Source organism: Halomonas sp. H33-56 (assembly GCF_040147035.1).
Lineage (GTDB): Bacteria > Pseudomonadota > Gammaproteobacteria > Pseudomonadales > Halomonadaceae > Halomonas > Halomonas litopenaei.
Genome location: NZ_JAMSHP010000001.1, coordinates 2,799,597 through 2,814,294, shown reverse-complemented (window position 1 = coordinate 2,814,294; position 14,698 = coordinate 2,799,597). Strand labels below are relative to the sequence as shown.

The window sequence follows — 14,698 nt, the reverse complement described above, 5'->3', positions numbered from 1 at the left end:
CACAGGGGGGACGCCAGGCCACATCATGCGAGAGCAAGGAAGACGAATCGTCGGCTACGGCGCCACGCGATAGGACCAGGCCATTTCTGCCAGCAGTCCACGACCGCCAGCGAGGGTCAGCGCCAGGTCCTGAATGCCTTGTTCCAGCGGCAGGTCCGCTGCGCCCTTGATCGACAGGTCCAGGCGTTGGGCGAACATCAGAAGCTTGTGCAGACGCTTGAGTGGCAGGCGACGGATGGCTTCCTGGTAGGCGGGGCGCCGACGGTCGAAGATCGGAGGCTTCTGGGCCTTGCAGGCGTGCTCGAAGCTCTGGCCCTGGTCCAGGTGCTGATGCAGCGACAGCAGGGTGCGAATCTCGCGGGTCAGGGCCCACAGGATGATCGGTGGCTCGGTACCCTCGGCGGCCAGTCCCGCGAGGATACGCAGGACGCGCTCGCGCTCGGCTTTCAGGCAGGCATCGACCAGAGTGAAGACGTCGTAGCGGGCGCTGTTCTCGACCCCGCCGGAGACGTCACGGGGGGATACCTGGGCGCCGGGAGGGAGCATCAAGGCCAGCTTCTGCAGTTCCTGGTCGGCGGCCAGAAGGTTGCCCTCGGTGCGCTCACCCAGCAGCCGGGCGGCGTCCAGCGACATCGACAGACCGTGGCGCTGGGCGCGGTCCCTCAGCCAGAAACCCAGGCGGGAAGGGTCGACCGGCCACACCGGAACGAACAGCCCCAGCTTGTCGAGCGCCTTGAACCAGGCGCTCTTCTGCTCGCGGGCGTCGAGCTTGGCGCAGCTGACCAGCAGGATGTTGTCGCTGCCCTGTGCCTGTTCGGCGTATTCCTTGAGCGCCTTGCCGCCTTCCTGGCCCGGCTTGGCGCTGCCCAGACGCAGCTCGATCAACTTGCGCGAGGCGAACAGCGACAGGCTCGCCGCCGACTCGGTGAGGCGGCCCCAGGCGAAGTTGGCCTCGACGTGGAGCACCTCACGTTCCTCGACGCCCGACTCGCGCGCACGTGCCCGGACCTGATCGCAGGCCTCCATGTGCTGCAGAGGCTCATCACCGGCGACGATGATGACAGGGGGTACGGACTTGGAAAGAGCGTCCGGCAGCTTGTCGGCAAAGACCTTCATGGGTGAATCAGGCTTCCTCGATGGCGCGCAGTCGGTCGATCATCTGGCGTACGGCCTCGCGGCGGGCATTTTCCAGGGCATCCGTGCGCAGCTCATCCTGGGACAGCAGGTTGTCGTCGGTGATCGAGAACTCCTCGAGCACCTCCACCGCCTGGCGATCGGCCAGGTAGGCGCCATCGCTTGCACGCTGGATCGAGTAGGGAATCCGCAGCACCAGTTGCTGGTCCTGAGAGCCGGTATCGAGCACGCCGACCTGACGGATGCTGACGTCTTCGCCACCCAGGTTGAGACGCAGCGACGCGGTCTCGTCGACGCGGGTGCCAAGGCTTTCCAGACGCTTGGTCAACTGCTCGGCGAAGGGGGTGTCGGCACCGTCGAGCGCCAGGCTGTCCAGGGACAGCACCTCGCCGCCGACGCCGCGCAGGTGGAAGCCGCAGCCCGCGAGCAGCAGGGCGGCGCCGGAGGCCAGGGTCAGACCAAGGAAGTGACGACGCTGCATGGGAACTCCTTGTCCAGCGTGAGGGAAAAACCGAAGGCACAGCCCTCGGCATCATGTCCTGGTATTACCGACAGACTGAAGCGGCGGGCGTGAGACGCCCGCCGCGAGCTGTCAGTTGGCTACGATGTTGACCAGCTTGCCCGGCACCACGATCACCTTGCGCAGGGTCTTGCCGTCGGTATGGCGCTGGACGTTGTCGTTGGCCAGTGCCAGCGCTTCGACGGCGGCCTTGTCGGCGTCGGCGGGCACCTCGAGGCGCGCGCGCAGCTTGCCGTTGACCTGCACCACCAGCTCGATGCTGTCGCGCGCCAGGGCGCTTTCGTCGAACGCCGGCCAGGTGGCATCGATGACCGCGCCGTCATGGCCCAGTGAGCGCCACAGTGCGTGGCAGGCGTGAGGCGTGATCGGTGCCAGCAGCAGCACGCAGGCCTCGATCGCCTCGCGGCTGACCGCCAGGCCCTGAGGGCTGGTATCGCCGAACTTGGCGATGGCGTTGGTCAGCTCCATCACCGCGGCGATGGCGGTATTGAAGGTGGTGCGGCGGCCGATGTCGTCGCCGGCCTTCTTGATCGTCTCGTGGGTCTTGCGGCGCAGTTCGCGCTGGGCGTCGTCGAGCGAGGCGATGGCGGCGGCATCCAGCGCTGCCGGCGTACCGGCCTCCAGATGCTCGGCGACCAGACGCCACAGCCGCTTGAGGAAGCGGTGGGCGCCCTCGACGCCGGAGTCGGACCACTCCAGTGACTGCTCCGGGGGCGCGGCGAACATCATGAACAGGCGCACGGTGTCGGCACCGAAGCGATCGATCATGGCCTGGGGGTCGACGCCGTTGTTCTTGGACTTCGACATCTTCTCGATGCCGCCCATCTCCACCGGCTGGCCATCGCTGATCAGGGTGGCGCTGAGCGGGCGTCCCTTGTCGTCACGCTTGACCTCGACGTCGGCGGGGTTGAACCACTCCTTGCCGCCGTTGGCCTCGGGGCGGTAGAAGGTCTCGGCGATCACCATGCCCTGGGTCAGCAGGCGCTGGAACGGCTCGTCGGAGTCGACCAGGCCGAAGTCGCGCATCAGCTTGTGGAAGAAGCGGGCGTAGAGCAGGTGGAGGATGGCGTGCTCGATGCCACCGATGTACAGATCCACCGGCAGCCAGTAGTTGGCACGCTCATCCAGCATGGCCTCCGGGTTGTCGGCGCAGCAGAAGCGCGCGTAGTACCAGGAGGACTCCATGAAGGTATCGAAGGTGTCGGTCTCGCGGGTCCAGCCATCGCCCAGATCGCTGAACGCCGGCATCTTCTTGAGCGGCGAGCCGGAAGCGTCCACGGTGACCTCCAGCGGCAGCGCCACCGGCAGCTCGTCGTCGGTGAGCGGCACGGTCTGGCCCTCGGGGCCGTACTTGACCGGAATCGGCGCGCCCCAGTAGCGCTGGCGGGCCACGCCCCAGTCGCGCAGGCGGTAGTTGGTCTTGACCTCGCCGTGGCCGTCGCGCTCGAGGCGGCTGGCGATGGCGTCGAAGGCCGCCTGGAAGTCGAGGCCGTCAAACTCGCCGGAGTTGATCAGGCTGCCGTGCTCGACCCAGGCGCCCTGGGACAGGTCCGGGGCCTGGCCATCGGCGTCGGCGATCACCGCGCGGATCGGGAGTTCATACTTGGTGGCGAACTCCCAGTCACGCTGGTCGTGGCCGGGCACCGCCATCACCGCACCGGTGCCGTATTCCATCAACACGAAGTTGGCGACATACACCGGCACACGGTCGCCGGTCAGCGGGTGGATGGCCTCGAAGCCGGTGGCCATGCCGCGTTTTTCCATGGTCGCAAGCTCGGCTTCCGAGGTGCCGCCGTGGGAGCACTCCTCGAGGAAGGCGGCGAGTTCGGGCTTGCCCTCGGCGGCCTTGATCGCCAGCGGGTGGCCGGCGGCCACCGCCACGTAGGTCACCCCCATCAGGGTGTCGGGGCGGGTGGTGTAGACTCTGAGCGGCTCGTCGCCATCGACGTCGAAGGCCAGCTCGACCCCCTTGGACTTGCCGATCCAGTTGCGCTGCATGGTCTTGACCTGCTCGGGCCACTCGACCTTGTCCAGATCCGCCAGCAGCTCATCGGCGTAGTCGGTGATCTTCAAGAACCACAGCGGGATTTCCTTGCGCTCCACCGGCGCACCGGAGCGCCAGCCACAGCCGTCGATGACCTGCTCGTTGGCCAGTACGGTCTGATCCACCGGGTCCCAGTTGACGGTGGACATCTTCTTGTAGACCAGGCCTTTTTCCACCAGCTTGGTGAAGAACCACTGCTCCCAGCGGTAATAGTCGCTGTCGCAGGTGGCGAACTCACGATCCCAGTCATAGGCAAAGCCCAGCGCCTTGAGCTGGGCACGCATGTAGTCGATGTTCTCGTAGGTCCACTTGGCCGGCGGTACCTGGTTCTTGATCGCGGCGTTTTCCGCCGGCATGCCGAAAGCGTCCCAGCCCATCGGCTGCATCACGTTCTTGCCCTGCATGCGCTGGAAGCGGCTGACCACGTCGCCGATGGTGTAGTTGCGTACATGCCCCATGTGCAGCTTGCCGCTGGGGTAGGGGAACATCGACAGGCAGTAGAATTTCTCGCGATCCTGATCCTCGATCGCCTTGAAACACTGGTTTTCATTCCAGAACTGCTGGGCGTCGTGTTCGATTTCGTGGGGCTTGTACTGGGCGTCCATCGCGGTCTTCGAGTACCTTGCAATCAAGGCGCGCCCAAGGCGGCGCGCAGGGTATGGGTATCGTCCGGCGGCAGGGTTGTGCAGAATCAAGGTTGATGCGGCCCTGTCACCGGCGCGGCAATGATGCCCGCAAGGATACCCCAGCAGCCCGGGGTCCGGCTATGGTGGGCCGCCAGTGTTCCGTTCGGGTTACCCCGAGCGGTCCTTGTCTGCATCAAGGAGGACACCGTCATGAGTGATCAACATTCTTCGTCCGGCGAACATCGTCTGCGCGACGGCTATGAGCGGGTACTGGCCCGGCTCAAGGAAGGGGCCGAGGACCTCACCTGGGACAACCTGCAGAAGGATCTCGATGACGCCGTGGAGTTCGAGGCGGAGCTCGAGGAGTACACCAAGGACGAACTGGCGCTGCTCAGGGCCTGGGTCGAACGTGATCTCAAGGACATGCGCCGCTACCTGGCTGCCGGCGGCGAGGGCGTGGCCAGCTGGCTCGGCATCGACCTGACCATCCTGTCGCGCAAGGTGGTCGACTCGCTTTTGTCGATCGCCGATCGCAGCGTGATCGAGCGCGAGCAGCTCGAGGACGACCTTGAGGCCTCCCGTGCCGACTACACCGCCGGCGAACTGGCGGCGCCGGGACGCATGTCCTGCGTGCACTGCGACGCCGTGGTCGAACTGCACGGGGTCAAGCGCATCGAGCCCTGCCATCAGTGCGGCCATCGCTACTTTGGGCGCGTCGGCTGACGTCCGCCAAACGCGCCGTCCGCGCAATATCAGGTGGCTATCGTCTGGCGTACGGCTCAGGCCGAGACGGCCTGGGCCAGGCAGGCGATCGCCACCAGCACCAGCGCCGACATGACCAGAGCGTAGTGTAGATTGTGCTTCATCATGCGATAGCCACTGATCCCGTAGCGCCCCTGCAGTGACAGGTTGATGCCCGACAGCGGGCCGACGGCGGTGCCCACGCCCCAGGATGCCAGGGCGACGAAACCGAACAGGGTCTGGTGGGGGCCATCCAGATCCAGCATCGAGGCCAGCACCGAGATGCCGATGATCGGGTGCAAGCCGGCAATGGCGCTGGCAACGATGGCCACATAACTCAGCATGGCAGGCCCCACGCCAAAGTCGGCAAACAGCGTCCAGTCACCGTTGGTGGCGGCGGCGACTAGGATCGAGAGTCCCTTGGTCAGAAGTCCCGCACACAGAAACAGGGTGATTTCGCCGCGCATGCCCGGCAGTCGATAGTGGAGGTGGCGAACAAGGCGTTCTCGGGTCGCTGCAGCGCCCCTGGCCAGGTTGGCGGCCAGCGCCAGTGTCGGCATCAGGAAGGTGATGATGCTGACGATGGTCAGAGACGGTGTGATGACGTAGTGAAACACCATCACCAGTCCGGCCACGCTGGCCGGCATCAGCAGACTGCGGGGGGACAGTGAAAAGCCGGGGACCTCGCTGACGTCGAAGCGGCGTGACAGTTCGAACACGCTGTAGAGTCCGCCGGCAAAGGCCAGCGGCAGTCCGGCGGCCAGCACCGTGGTGTATTCAAGCGATGGAGCCAGGGAGACCGCCACGCCCATGGCGGCGAAGAACGGCGACCACATGGCGGCGCTGGAAAGCCCTCGGTTGAGCCCCAGTAGTTGAACCTCGAGCAGACGACCGCGGCGCTCCAGGCGATCGCCGACCATGAAGACCGCGGACAGGTTGAGGATGGCCCCGAGCAGCTGCACCCCCAGCCAGGTCCCGGCCAGACCTCGGCGCCCGGTCACCGGTTCGCTGTTCGGTGGCCCCTCCGAGGGGCGCCCGATCAAGGCGATAAAGCTCACCCCTACCAGCATGGCCACCACGAAGGCGTTTCCATCGAGCAAGGTGGTGATGTCGGGGGTGGCGTCGAAGCCCACCACCGCCAACACCAGAAAGGCAAGCCCCAGCACCGCCAGCACGCCGGCCTGCCACTGATTGCGCCGGGGAATGTCCGGCCACATCAGCAGGCTGGCGGCCCACAAGGGCAGGCTGACGCTCCAGCTCGGCAGCCCGTCGAGGCCCAGGCCCGCGATCTGCGTCAGCAGGCCCGCCAACGTCAGTGCGCCGGCCAGACGGTGTCGCGGTGGAGGGAGAGGCATGCGAGTCATACAGACGTCCCTGTGGTGGTGCGCTCAAGGCGAGGCGGGGTTTGCCACGGCTTCCTGGTCGAGGCATTCGAGCAGCGAGCGGGCGGCGTTGGACAGCGTGCGGTCGCGGTGCACCAGGTAGCCGAGCGGGCGCTGTATCGCAGGCTCCTCGAGGGCCAGCCGGACCAGTCTTTCGCTGGCGATGTCCCGCTCGACCATGGGGTCGGGCAACAGACTCCAGCCAAGCCCGGCCGAGGCCATCATCTTGAGGGTTTCCAGATAGTTGGTCGACTGTCCCACCCGCGGCGCCAGACCGTGCCTGGCCAGCCGCTCGAGGATCAGCTGGCGGGTGAAGGTCAGTGGCCCCGGCAACAGGGCGTCATGCTCGCACAGGGTCGCCAGGGTTACGCGGCTCTCCCGGGCGAGCGGATGCTCCGGGGCGGCAACGAAGGTCATGTCGTCGACCCACACTCTGGTGGCGCGAAGCTGAGGGTCGGGGTGGGCCGACAGGGTCACCAGGGCCACCTCGATATCGCCGTCCAGCACGCCCTGGTAGGCCTGCTCGGAGTCGAGAAAGCGCAGGTCGAGGCGCACCTCCGGGTAGCGCTTGACGTAGCTGCCCAGCACCGGCGGCAGCCGGTGCAGGCCGATATGATGGCTGGTGGCCAGGGTCAATTCGCCGCTGACCTCGTCGCTCAGGTTGCTCAGGGCCCGGCGGCTGTCGTCGACCATGACCAGGATCTGGCGTGCCCGCGGCAGCAGCAGCCGCCCGGCTTCGGTCAGACTGACGCGGCGGCCGATACGGTCGAACAGTCGGGCGCGCGTCAGTGCCTCCAGGCTGGCGATACGCTTGCTGACGGCCGGCTGGGTGAGGTGAAGCTGCTCCGCCGCGCGGGAGAAGCTGCCGCTGTCGGCCACGGCGAGAAAGGCCTGCAGGCTCTGGGTATCCATGGCAGTGCTCCCGGGGCGGATGACGAGGAAAAGTGGCGACGGTTTGCCGGGTAATGATGTATTCCACTTGGGAATCGTTTGAATAAATAACATGAATTGATTTTATTGGCGAGTGGCGCGACACTCGATCTATCCCATCCCCGGGCAAGGCCCGCGGGACCGGCAAACGACCGTTTTCGATCAATCGAGAGGGGCGGCTTCAGAACGACCGACAGGCCCACCGCCAGCGTGGCGCCTGGAGCCAAGCCCCCGGAGGAGACACCGCATGGCAGGCCAGACACTCTACGACAAGTTGTGGCGGCAGCACCTGGTCAAGGAGCGCGATGATGGCACCGCGCTGATCTATATCGATCGTCAACTGCTGCACGAGGTGACCTCGCCCCAGGCCTTTGAAGGTCTGCGTCTGGCCGGGCGCAAGCCGTGGCGGCTGGACGCCAACCTGGCGACCCCGGACCACAACGTGCCGACCACCGTGAAGGAGCGTTCCGAGGGCAACAGCGGGATCAAGGATCCGGTATCACTGATCCAGGTGCAGACGCTTGACGATAACTGCGAGGCCTTCGGTATCGAGGAGTTTCGCATCAATGACCCGCGCCAGGGCATCGTCCACGTGGTCGGTCCCGAGCAGGGCGCGACGCTGCCGGGCATGACCGTGGTGTGTGGCGACTCCCATACCGCCACCCACGGCGCCTTTGCCGCCTTGGCCCATGGCATCGGTACCTCCGAGGTCGAGCACGTGCTGGCCACCCAGTGTCTGCTGGCGCAGAAGATGAAGAACATGCAGGTGCGCGTCGAAGGCGAGCTGGGCGAGGGCGTCACCGCCAAGGACGTGGTGCTGGCGATCATCGGCGAGATCGGTACCGCCGGTGGCACCGGCTACGCCATCGAGTTTGCCGGCAGCGCCATCGAGAGCCTGTCGATGGAAGGTCGCATGACGGTGTGCAACATGGCCATCGAGGCCGGAGCCCGGGTCGGCCTGATCGCGGTGGACGACACCACCATCGAGTATCTGGCCGAGCGCCCCTTTGCCCCCAGCGGCGAGCAGTGGGACGCCGCCGTGGCCGACTGGCGCGAGCTGGTCTCCGATGCCGACGCCGTGTTCGACAAGGTGGTGACGCTGGACGCTGCGTCCATCGAGCCTCAGGTCAGCTGGGGCACCAGCCCCGAGATGGTCACCGGTGTCAGCGGTGAGGTCCCGGATCCCGCCGAGGCCGATGACGACACCGCGCGCACCGGCATCACCCGGGCGCTTGAGTACATGGGGCTGTCACCGCGCCAGAAGATCACCGATATCCGCCTCGACAAGGTCTTCATCGGGTCCTGCACCAACTCACGCATCGAAGATCTGCGTGAGGCGGCAAAGGTGGCCCGTGGTCGCAAGGTCGCCGACAGCATCCAGCTGGCGATGGTCGTCCCGGGCTCCGGTCTGGTGAAGCGTCAGGCCGAGGAGGAAGGGCTCCACAAGGTGTTCATCGAGGCCGGCTTCGAGTGGCGTGAGCCCGGCTGCTCCATGTGTCTGGCGATGAACGCCGACAAGCTCGGTGCCGGCGAGCACTGCGCCTCCACCTCCAACCGCAACTTCGAGGGGCGTCAGGGTTACGGTGGTCGCACCCACCTGGTCAGCCCTGCCATGGCCGCCGCTGCCGCCATCGCCGGCCACTTCGTCGATGTGCGCCAGTTTGATTCCACCACCGCTCGCCAGGAGGCCTGAGCCATGCAAAAGTTCGAACGCCTCGAGGGTCTGGTCGCGCCGATGGATCGGGCCAACGTCGACACCGACCTGATCATCCCCAAGCAGTTTCTGAAGTCGATCAAGCGTACCGGCTTCGGCGTCAACCTGTTCGATGAACTGCGCTACCTCGACGAGGGCCAGCCCGGTCAGGACGTCAGCCAGCGCCCGCTGAACCCGGATTTTGTACTCAATCAGCCGCGTTATCAGGGTGCCCAGGTGCTGCTGGCACGGCGCAACTTCGGCTGCGGCAGTTCCCGTGAGCACGCGCCCTGGGCGCTGGAGGACTTCGGCTTTCGCGCGGTCATCGCGCCGAGTTTCGCCGATATCTTCTACAACAATGCCTTCAAGAACGGCATCCTGCTGATTACCCTGCCTGAAGAGCAGGTCGACCGGCTGTTCGCCGAGGTCGAGGCCAACGAGGGCTACCGTCTCGATATCGATCTCGAGCACCAGCGTGTGGTGACCCCTGGCGGCGAGATCCTCGAGTTCGAGGTGGACGCCTTCCGCAAGCACTGCCTGCTTGAAGGCCTCGACGATATCGGCATCACCCTCAAGGACGAGGCCGCCATCGCCGATTTCGAGGCGCGTCATCGCACCGCTCGCCCTTGGCTGTTCCGCGAGCCGGCCAAGGCGTAGACCTGTCTCTCATCGACAGCTGGCCCCGCCCGATGGCGGGGCTTACGATTCTCTCGATCTTCATCTTTCTGCCAGCTTTCAGGAACCCCATCTCATGACCCGCAAGATTCTTGTCCTTCCCGGTGACGGCATCGGCCCCGAGATCACCGCCCAGGCCAGCCGCGTGCTCGAGGCGCTCAAGGCCAAGGGGCTCGACGTGGACGTGGAGGAAGCGCTGGTAGGCGGCGGCGCCTATGACGTCCACGGCGTGCCCTTGCCCGAGGAGACCCTGGCCAAGGCGCGTGCGGCGGACGCCATCCTGCTGGGGGCCGTAGGCGGCCCCCAGTGGGACACCATCGAGGACCTTTCCAAGCGACCCGAGAAGGGGCTTCTGGGGCTGCGCAAGGAGCTGGGGCTGTTCGGCAACCTGCGCCCGGCGATCCTGTATCCGCAGCTGGCCGAGGCCTCGACCCTCAAGCCCGAGGTGGTGTCCGGGCTCGATATCATGATCGTGCGCGAGCTGACCGGCGGTATCTACTTCGGCCAGCCCCGCGGCGTCGAGGAGCGTGACGGTGAGCGCGTCGGCTTCAACACCTACGTCTACAGCGAGAGCGAGATCGAGCGTATCGGCCGGGTGGCCTTCGAGATGGCGCGCAAGCGTGACAAGAAGCTTTGCAGCGTCGACAAGGCCAACGTGCTGGAGGTCACCATCCTGTGGCGCGAGGTGATGGAGCGGCTGTCCGCCGAGTACCCGGACGTGGAACTGTCGCACATGTACGTGGACAACGCCGCCATGCAGCTGGTGCGCGCGCCCAAGCAGTTCGACGTGGTGGTGACCGGCAACATGTTCGGCGACATCCTGTCCGACGCCGCCGCCATGCTGACCGGCTCCATCGGTATGCTGCCGTCGGCCTCGCTCAACGAAAGCGGCCAGGGCATGTACGAGCCTTGCCACGGCAGCGCCCCGGATATCGCTGGCCAGGGTGTCGCCAATCCGCTGGCCACCATCCTCTCGGTGGCGATGATGCTGCGCTATTCGCTCAGCGAGCCGGCCATGGCCGAGCGCATCGAGGCTGCGGTGGGCAAGGTGCTGGATCAGGGCCTGCGCACCGCCGACATCGCCTATCCGGGCACCCGCCAGGTGTCCACCAGTGAGATGGGGGATGCGGTGCTGGCGGCGCTTTAACGCCTTTGTTAGTGGTGCTGGCGCCCGGCAATCGGGCGTCGCCCATCCTGACTGTGCAGGTGGCATCTGAAAGGTGCTGCCGGTTTCTGTATAATGATTGCCTCACTCGATTTCTGGAGGACTTCACATGTTGAAAGTCGGTTTCGTCGGTTGGCGTGGCATGGTGGGTTCCGTGCTCATGCAGCGGATGGTGGAAGATGGAGATTTCAACGGCATCGAGCCGGTCTTCTTCACCACCTCCCAGGTCGGTCAGGCCGGCCCCGACGTGGGTGTGGACGTGCCTCCGCTGAAGGACGCCTTCGACATCGAGGCGCTCAAGGCGCTGGACGTGATCATCACCTGCCAGGGCGGCGACTACACCAAGAAGGTCTATGAAGACCTGCGCGGTGCTGGCTGGAAGGGCTACTGGATCGACGCTGCCAGCACCCTGCGCATGAGCGATGACGCCACCATCGTGCTCGACCCGGTCAACCGCAAGGTGATCGACGCTCAGCTCGACGCCGGTGCGCGCACCTTCGTCGGCGGCAACTGCACCGTCAGCCTGATGCTGATGGGCCTCGGCGGGTTGTTCGAGGCGGACATGATCGAGTGGATGACCTCCATGACGTACCAGGCCGCATCCGGCTCCGGCGCCAAGCACATGCGCGAGCTGCTCAACCAGATGGGCGGCCTGCGTGACAGCGTGGCAAGCGAGCTCAAGGATCCGGCCAGCGCCATCCTCGACATCGACCGCAAGGTCACCGAGGCGATGCGTACTGGCGCCATCCCCACCGACAACTTCGGTGCGCCGCTCGCCGGCAGCCTGCTGCCGTGGATCGATTCCAAGCTGGATAACGGTCAGAGTCGCGAGGAATGGAAGGGCTACGTCGAGACCAACAAGATTCTCGGTCGCCAGGACAGCCCGGTCCCCATCGACGGCCTGTGCGTACGTATCGGCGCCATGCGCTCTCACAGTCAGGCGTTCACCATCAAGCTCAAGCAGGATGTGCCGCTCGACGAGATCGAGGAGCGTATCGCCAGCCACAACGAGTGGGTCAAGGTCATCCCCAATGACAAGGACGCCACCATCGATGGGCTGACGCCGACCGCCGCCACCGGCACCCTGAGCATCCCGGTGGGTCGTCTGCGCAAGCTGAACATGGGCGGTGAGTACCTCAGCGCCTTCAGCGTCGGTGACCAGCTTTTGTGGGGCGCCGCCGAGCCGCTCAAGCGCATGCTCAAGGTACTGCGCGAGCGCTAAGGCAAAGCACTATCGGTTCGTCGGGGCGCCTTTTGGGCGCCCCGACGTCGTTCAGGGCCTCTGATGTGCGGGCCCATCGCGTTATTTACATGATCGATCAGCAGCGGAGCAGGGCGCTTGGGCAAGACCACCGTTCGTTCATTCGTCAGGCGATTGCGCAGGCGGCCGGATGGGCCAGACGTTGCCAATCCCTGGCGCAAGAAACCATTGGCCGACAACCTGACGGCCTATCTCGAGCTGATCCAGGAACACACCCGGGAAACGACCGCCGCTGGCCGGCCCAGACTGCTGCTGGTGGCCGAAGCACTGGGCTTCAAGGGCGGTGGCGAGACGGGTATCCCGTTGTCGAGTCCAGCACTACTTCGCTCTTGTAAGCATCCCTTTATCGAGACGCTGAGGCCGAACCTCGCCCTGGTGCCGGAGGGCGGCAGCGAAGCCACCGCCACCATCGCCTGGGAGTGCTTCGCCCGTCTTGGGCTGACGCCGCTGGTGTGGAACGCCTTTCCCTTTCACCCCCATCAAATAGCGCGGACGCACAGCAACCGCGCGCCACGCGCAGCAGAGCTGCGCGAAGGCATCGACTGGCTCAGGCGGCTGGACCAGCTGGTCACTACCCACTCGACGCCGACGATGGTGGCCGGGGTGGGGCGAAAGGGCACCCTGGCCGCCCAGGTTGCCTTTCCCGAGCGCGAGGTCGTCGCCCTGCGTCACCCTTCCTACGGCGGCAAGGCCGAATTCGAGCGCGGCCTCAGGCTGCTGATGAGTCGGCTGGATACTGCCGACCCTGCTCGCTAGAAAGCGCTCCCGAAGCGGACCGCTCGATTGACCTGCTTGCAGGGCGCGGTCTGACTGTGTGTCAGTCAAAATTCGAAAAGCCGATGAGCCAAGGCACTTCTGGTGCACGCCTTAGATATCGGCAGGGATCGTCGTATCCTCCAGCAGAGTGCGCAGATCGTCGTTGATCGCTGGAGCCATCTCGCTATCGAGAGAGGCCTGCGCCGCTGTCGGCGAGGGACTCGGATCATCGGCCAAGATGGGAGTGATGGCGGGGTCAGTGAGTTTGCCAGCGCTCTCGCTGTCATCGAGTAGCTCGGCGATATCGAGTGGCTCGGCTGCGGGAGTGTCCTGGTTTGATCGTCCCTTCACCGGCGAGTCGTCGTTGATGCGCACGAGCAGCTCACCCAGGGCGCTGTCGCCGTCGCTGTCGGTGATCCGGTAGCCAAAGCTCAGATCCAGATTGTCCTCGATATTGACGCCACCATGGTCCAGCGGGCGAGCCAGGGTGACGCGGTAGGTGCCATCCTCCACATCCAGCAGCTCCACGTGAAGTGCTGTCCTGCCATCGGCGTCGAGACCGGACAGCTGCTTGCCCTCAGCGCTTGGCAGCCAGTCGATCCTTGTGCCACCGGAACGGATATCAGGAAGGTTGTGGGTTTCCCAGACAACGTCTCCGGCGCCGTCGTCTCCAAAGTCGTAGCCGAGGTTGCCCATGGCGACGGTTGCCTCGCCGGGTATGTCACCGATTCCACCGGGCTCGCCCCCCGGCAGGCCATCCTCATCGAGCAAGGCAAGTGGCGATGAGGTCGAAATGTCACCATCACTCAAGGGCGTCGTTGGGCGATCGTCAGACAGTAGTGCTGCATTGACGCTGATGCGACCCTCGCTTGCCACGCTATCGCCATCACCATCGGTGGTGACAATCTGAAAGACCAGCTCTGTGTCCGAGGTGATGTTGGGGCTCGCGTCCAGGGTGAAACTGCCGTCCGAGTTGACCGTCAGGCTCCCCTGTGGAGTAAAGATGCGTTGATCCAGGTCGAATTCGGTGGTGCTGCCGGCCAGGGTCACCTTGGTGGTATCGACGCCATCGGCGCCACCGCGCTGGCGCCAGAAGCCGGTCACGTTGTCGCCAGCGTCCACGGCGACGGGTGAATCGATGGTATTTGTCGGGGAGTCATCGTCAATCACGATGCCTACCCTGGCAGATGCCTGATTGTTCTGGCTGTCGCGAATGGTGTACTTGACCGAAAAGGCCAGATCATCCTCGTTACCTGTGATGGGATGATCCAGTGGCGCGCGCAGGGCAAGGCGATAGGCCCCGGTATCGATGTCGGTAACGGTCAGGTGCAAGACGGTCTGGCCGTCCAGGGTCCTGGCTGCCAGGGTCTTGCCGCTGGGCGAAACGACATAGTGTAGCGCTTCGCCCTGGGACGACAGGCTCGGCAGGCCACTGGATGACCACGAGAAGGGCGCGAAATCTGCCGCTCCCAGGCTGCCAAAGCTGTAGGGGATGGTGCCGGTGACCACCGTCGCAGAGCCGCCAAGGTCGCTCGGGCCTTCGAGATTACCGCCGGGAAGTCCATCCTCATCCACGCTGGCGACCGTACTGATATCGTCTTCTTCCTCGAACGGGGGCGACAGGATGGGCACGGCAACGAAACTATCCAAGCCAGATTTCATGGTAAAAATCCTTGCCGGTAAGTGATGAAGGGTGTTTGCAGGGAATCCGACGCTCTGGCGAATATGAAGAGTATGCTGAAGGAAGAATCCCCGCACCCAGTCGCCTGCT

12 protein-coding genes are annotated in these 14,698 nt (G+C 65.2%); 6 read left to right on the top strand and 6 right to left on the bottom strand.

Annotated elements, in window-relative coordinates; all coding sequences use genetic code 11:
- Positions 1-54: 54 nt before the first annotated feature.
- The 3 genes from holA to leuS all read right to left on the bottom strand — a co-directional run bounded on the left by holA (position 55) and on the right by leuS (position 4,303).
- Positions 55-1,116, bottom strand: a complete 1,062-nt coding sequence (gene holA, locus NFH98_RS12005; RefSeq protein ID WP_349622763.1) for a DNA polymerase III subunit delta — start codon at positions 1,114-1,116, stop codon at positions 55-57.
- 7 nt (positions 1,117-1,123) lie between these two features.
- Positions 1,124-1,615 (bottom strand): LPS-assembly lipoprotein LptE, encoded by a 492-nt coding sequence (locus NFH98_RS12000; protein WP_253551926.1) that lies wholly within the window; start codon positions 1,613-1,615, stop codon positions 1,124-1,126.
- A gap of 111 nt (positions 1,616-1,726) precedes the next feature.
- Positions 1,727-4,303, bottom strand: coding sequence for a leucine--tRNA ligase (gene leuS / locus NFH98_RS11995; protein ID WP_124803680.1), 2,577 nt, complete (start codon positions 4,301-4,303; stop codon positions 1,727-1,729).
- 231 nt (positions 4,304-4,534) lie between these two features.
- Between leuS and NFH98_RS11990 the strand changes: the two genes are divergently transcribed.
- Positions 4,535-5,047, top strand: a complete 513-nt coding sequence (locus NFH98_RS11990) for a zinc ribbon-containing protein (protein WP_045992653.1) — start codon at positions 4,535-4,537, stop codon at positions 5,045-5,047.
- 56 nt (positions 5,048-5,103) lie between these two features.
- Here NFH98_RS11990 and NFH98_RS11985 read toward each other — a convergent pair whose 3' ends face one another.
- Positions 5,104-6,429, bottom strand: a complete 1,326-nt coding sequence (locus tag NFH98_RS11985; RefSeq protein ID WP_409996304.1) for a hypothetical protein — start codon at positions 6,427-6,429, stop codon at positions 5,104-5,106.
- 24 nt (positions 6,430-6,453) lie between these two features.
- On the bottom strand, positions 6,454-7,359 hold the full coding sequence (locus NFH98_RS11980; RefSeq protein WP_124803678.1) for a LysR family transcriptional regulator: 906 nt from the start codon (positions 7,357-7,359) through the stop codon (positions 6,454-6,456).
- 265 nt (positions 7,360-7,624) lie between these two features.
- Between NFH98_RS11980 and leuC the strand changes: the two genes are divergently transcribed.
- The 5 genes from leuC (at position 7,625) to NFH98_RS11955 (ending at position 12,927) form a co-directional block, all read left to right on the top strand.
- Complete coding sequence (leuC, locus tag NFH98_RS11975; RefSeq protein ID WP_045992651.1) at positions 7,625-9,070, top strand: 3-isopropylmalate dehydratase large subunit; 1,446 nt, start codon at positions 7,625-7,627, stop codon at positions 9,068-9,070.
- 3 nt (positions 9,071-9,073) lie between these two features.
- Positions 9,074-9,727, top strand: a complete 654-nt coding sequence (leuD, locus tag NFH98_RS11970; protein ID WP_045992650.1) for a 3-isopropylmalate dehydratase small subunit — start codon at positions 9,074-9,076, stop codon at positions 9,725-9,727.
- A gap of 94 nt (positions 9,728-9,821) precedes the next feature.
- Positions 9,822-10,892, top strand: a complete 1,071-nt coding sequence (leuB, locus tag NFH98_RS11965; RefSeq protein WP_287165560.1) for a 3-isopropylmalate dehydrogenase — start codon at positions 9,822-9,824, stop codon at positions 10,890-10,892.
- A gap of 127 nt (positions 10,893-11,019) precedes the next feature.
- Positions 11,020-12,132: an aspartate-semialdehyde dehydrogenase gene (gene asd, locus NFH98_RS11960; protein WP_045992648.1), complete on the top strand. Its 1,113-nt coding sequence runs from the start codon at positions 11,020-11,022 to the stop codon at positions 12,130-12,132.
- Positions 12,133-12,249: 117 nt separating this feature from the next.
- Positions 12,250-12,927, top strand: coding sequence for a uracil-DNA glycosylase (locus NFH98_RS11955; protein WP_349622762.1), 678 nt, complete (start codon positions 12,250-12,252; stop codon positions 12,925-12,927).
- A 111-nt stretch (positions 12,928-13,038) separates the two neighbouring features.
- On the opposite strand, the gene NFH98_RS11950 is transcribed toward NFH98_RS11955, so the two are convergent.
- On the bottom strand, positions 13,039-14,589 hold the full coding sequence (locus NFH98_RS11950; protein ID WP_349622761.1) for a hypothetical protein: 1,551 nt from the start codon (positions 14,587-14,589) through the stop codon (positions 13,039-13,041).
- Between the last annotated feature and the right edge of the window lie 109 nt (positions 14,590-14,698).

Coding starts and splice junctions, on each gene's coding strand:
- leuD (WP_045992650.1), top strand. CDS start 9,074: ATGCAAAAGTTCGAACGCCTCGAGGGTCTGGTCGCGCCGATGGATCGG.
- leuB (WP_287165560.1), top strand. CDS start 9,822: ATGACCCGCAAGATTCTTGTCCTTCCCGGTGACGGCATCGGCCCCGAG.
- NFH98_RS11980 (WP_124803678.1), bottom strand. CDS start 7,359: ATGGATACCCAGAGCCTGCAGGCCTTTCTCGCCGTGGCCGACAGCGGC.
- NFH98_RS11950 (WP_349622761.1), bottom strand. CDS start 14,589: ATGAAATCTGGCTTGGATAGTTTCGTTGCCGTGCCCATCCTGTCGCCC.
- leuS (WP_124803680.1), bottom strand. CDS start 4,303: ATGGACGCCCAGTACAAGCCCCACGAAATCGAACACGACGCCCAGCAG.
- leuC (WP_045992651.1), top strand. CDS start 7,625: ATGGCAGGCCAGACACTCTACGACAAGTTGTGGCGGCAGCACCTGGTC.
- NFH98_RS12000 (WP_253551926.1), bottom strand. CDS start 1,615: ATGCAGCGTCGTCACTTCCTTGGTCTGACCCTGGCCTCCGGCGCCGCC.
- asd (WP_045992648.1), top strand. CDS start 11,020: ATGTTGAAAGTCGGTTTCGTCGGTTGGCGTGGCATGGTGGGTTCCGTG.
- NFH98_RS11990 (WP_045992653.1), top strand. CDS start 4,535: ATGAGTGATCAACATTCTTCGTCCGGCGAACATCGTCTGCGCGACGGC.
- NFH98_RS11985 (WP_409996304.1), bottom strand. CDS start 6,429: ATGACTCGCATGCCTCTCCCTCCACCGCGACACCGTCTGGCCGGCGCA.
- holA (WP_349622763.1), bottom strand. CDS start 1,116: ATGAAGGTCTTTGCCGACAAGCTGCCGGACGCTCTTTCCAAGTCCGTA.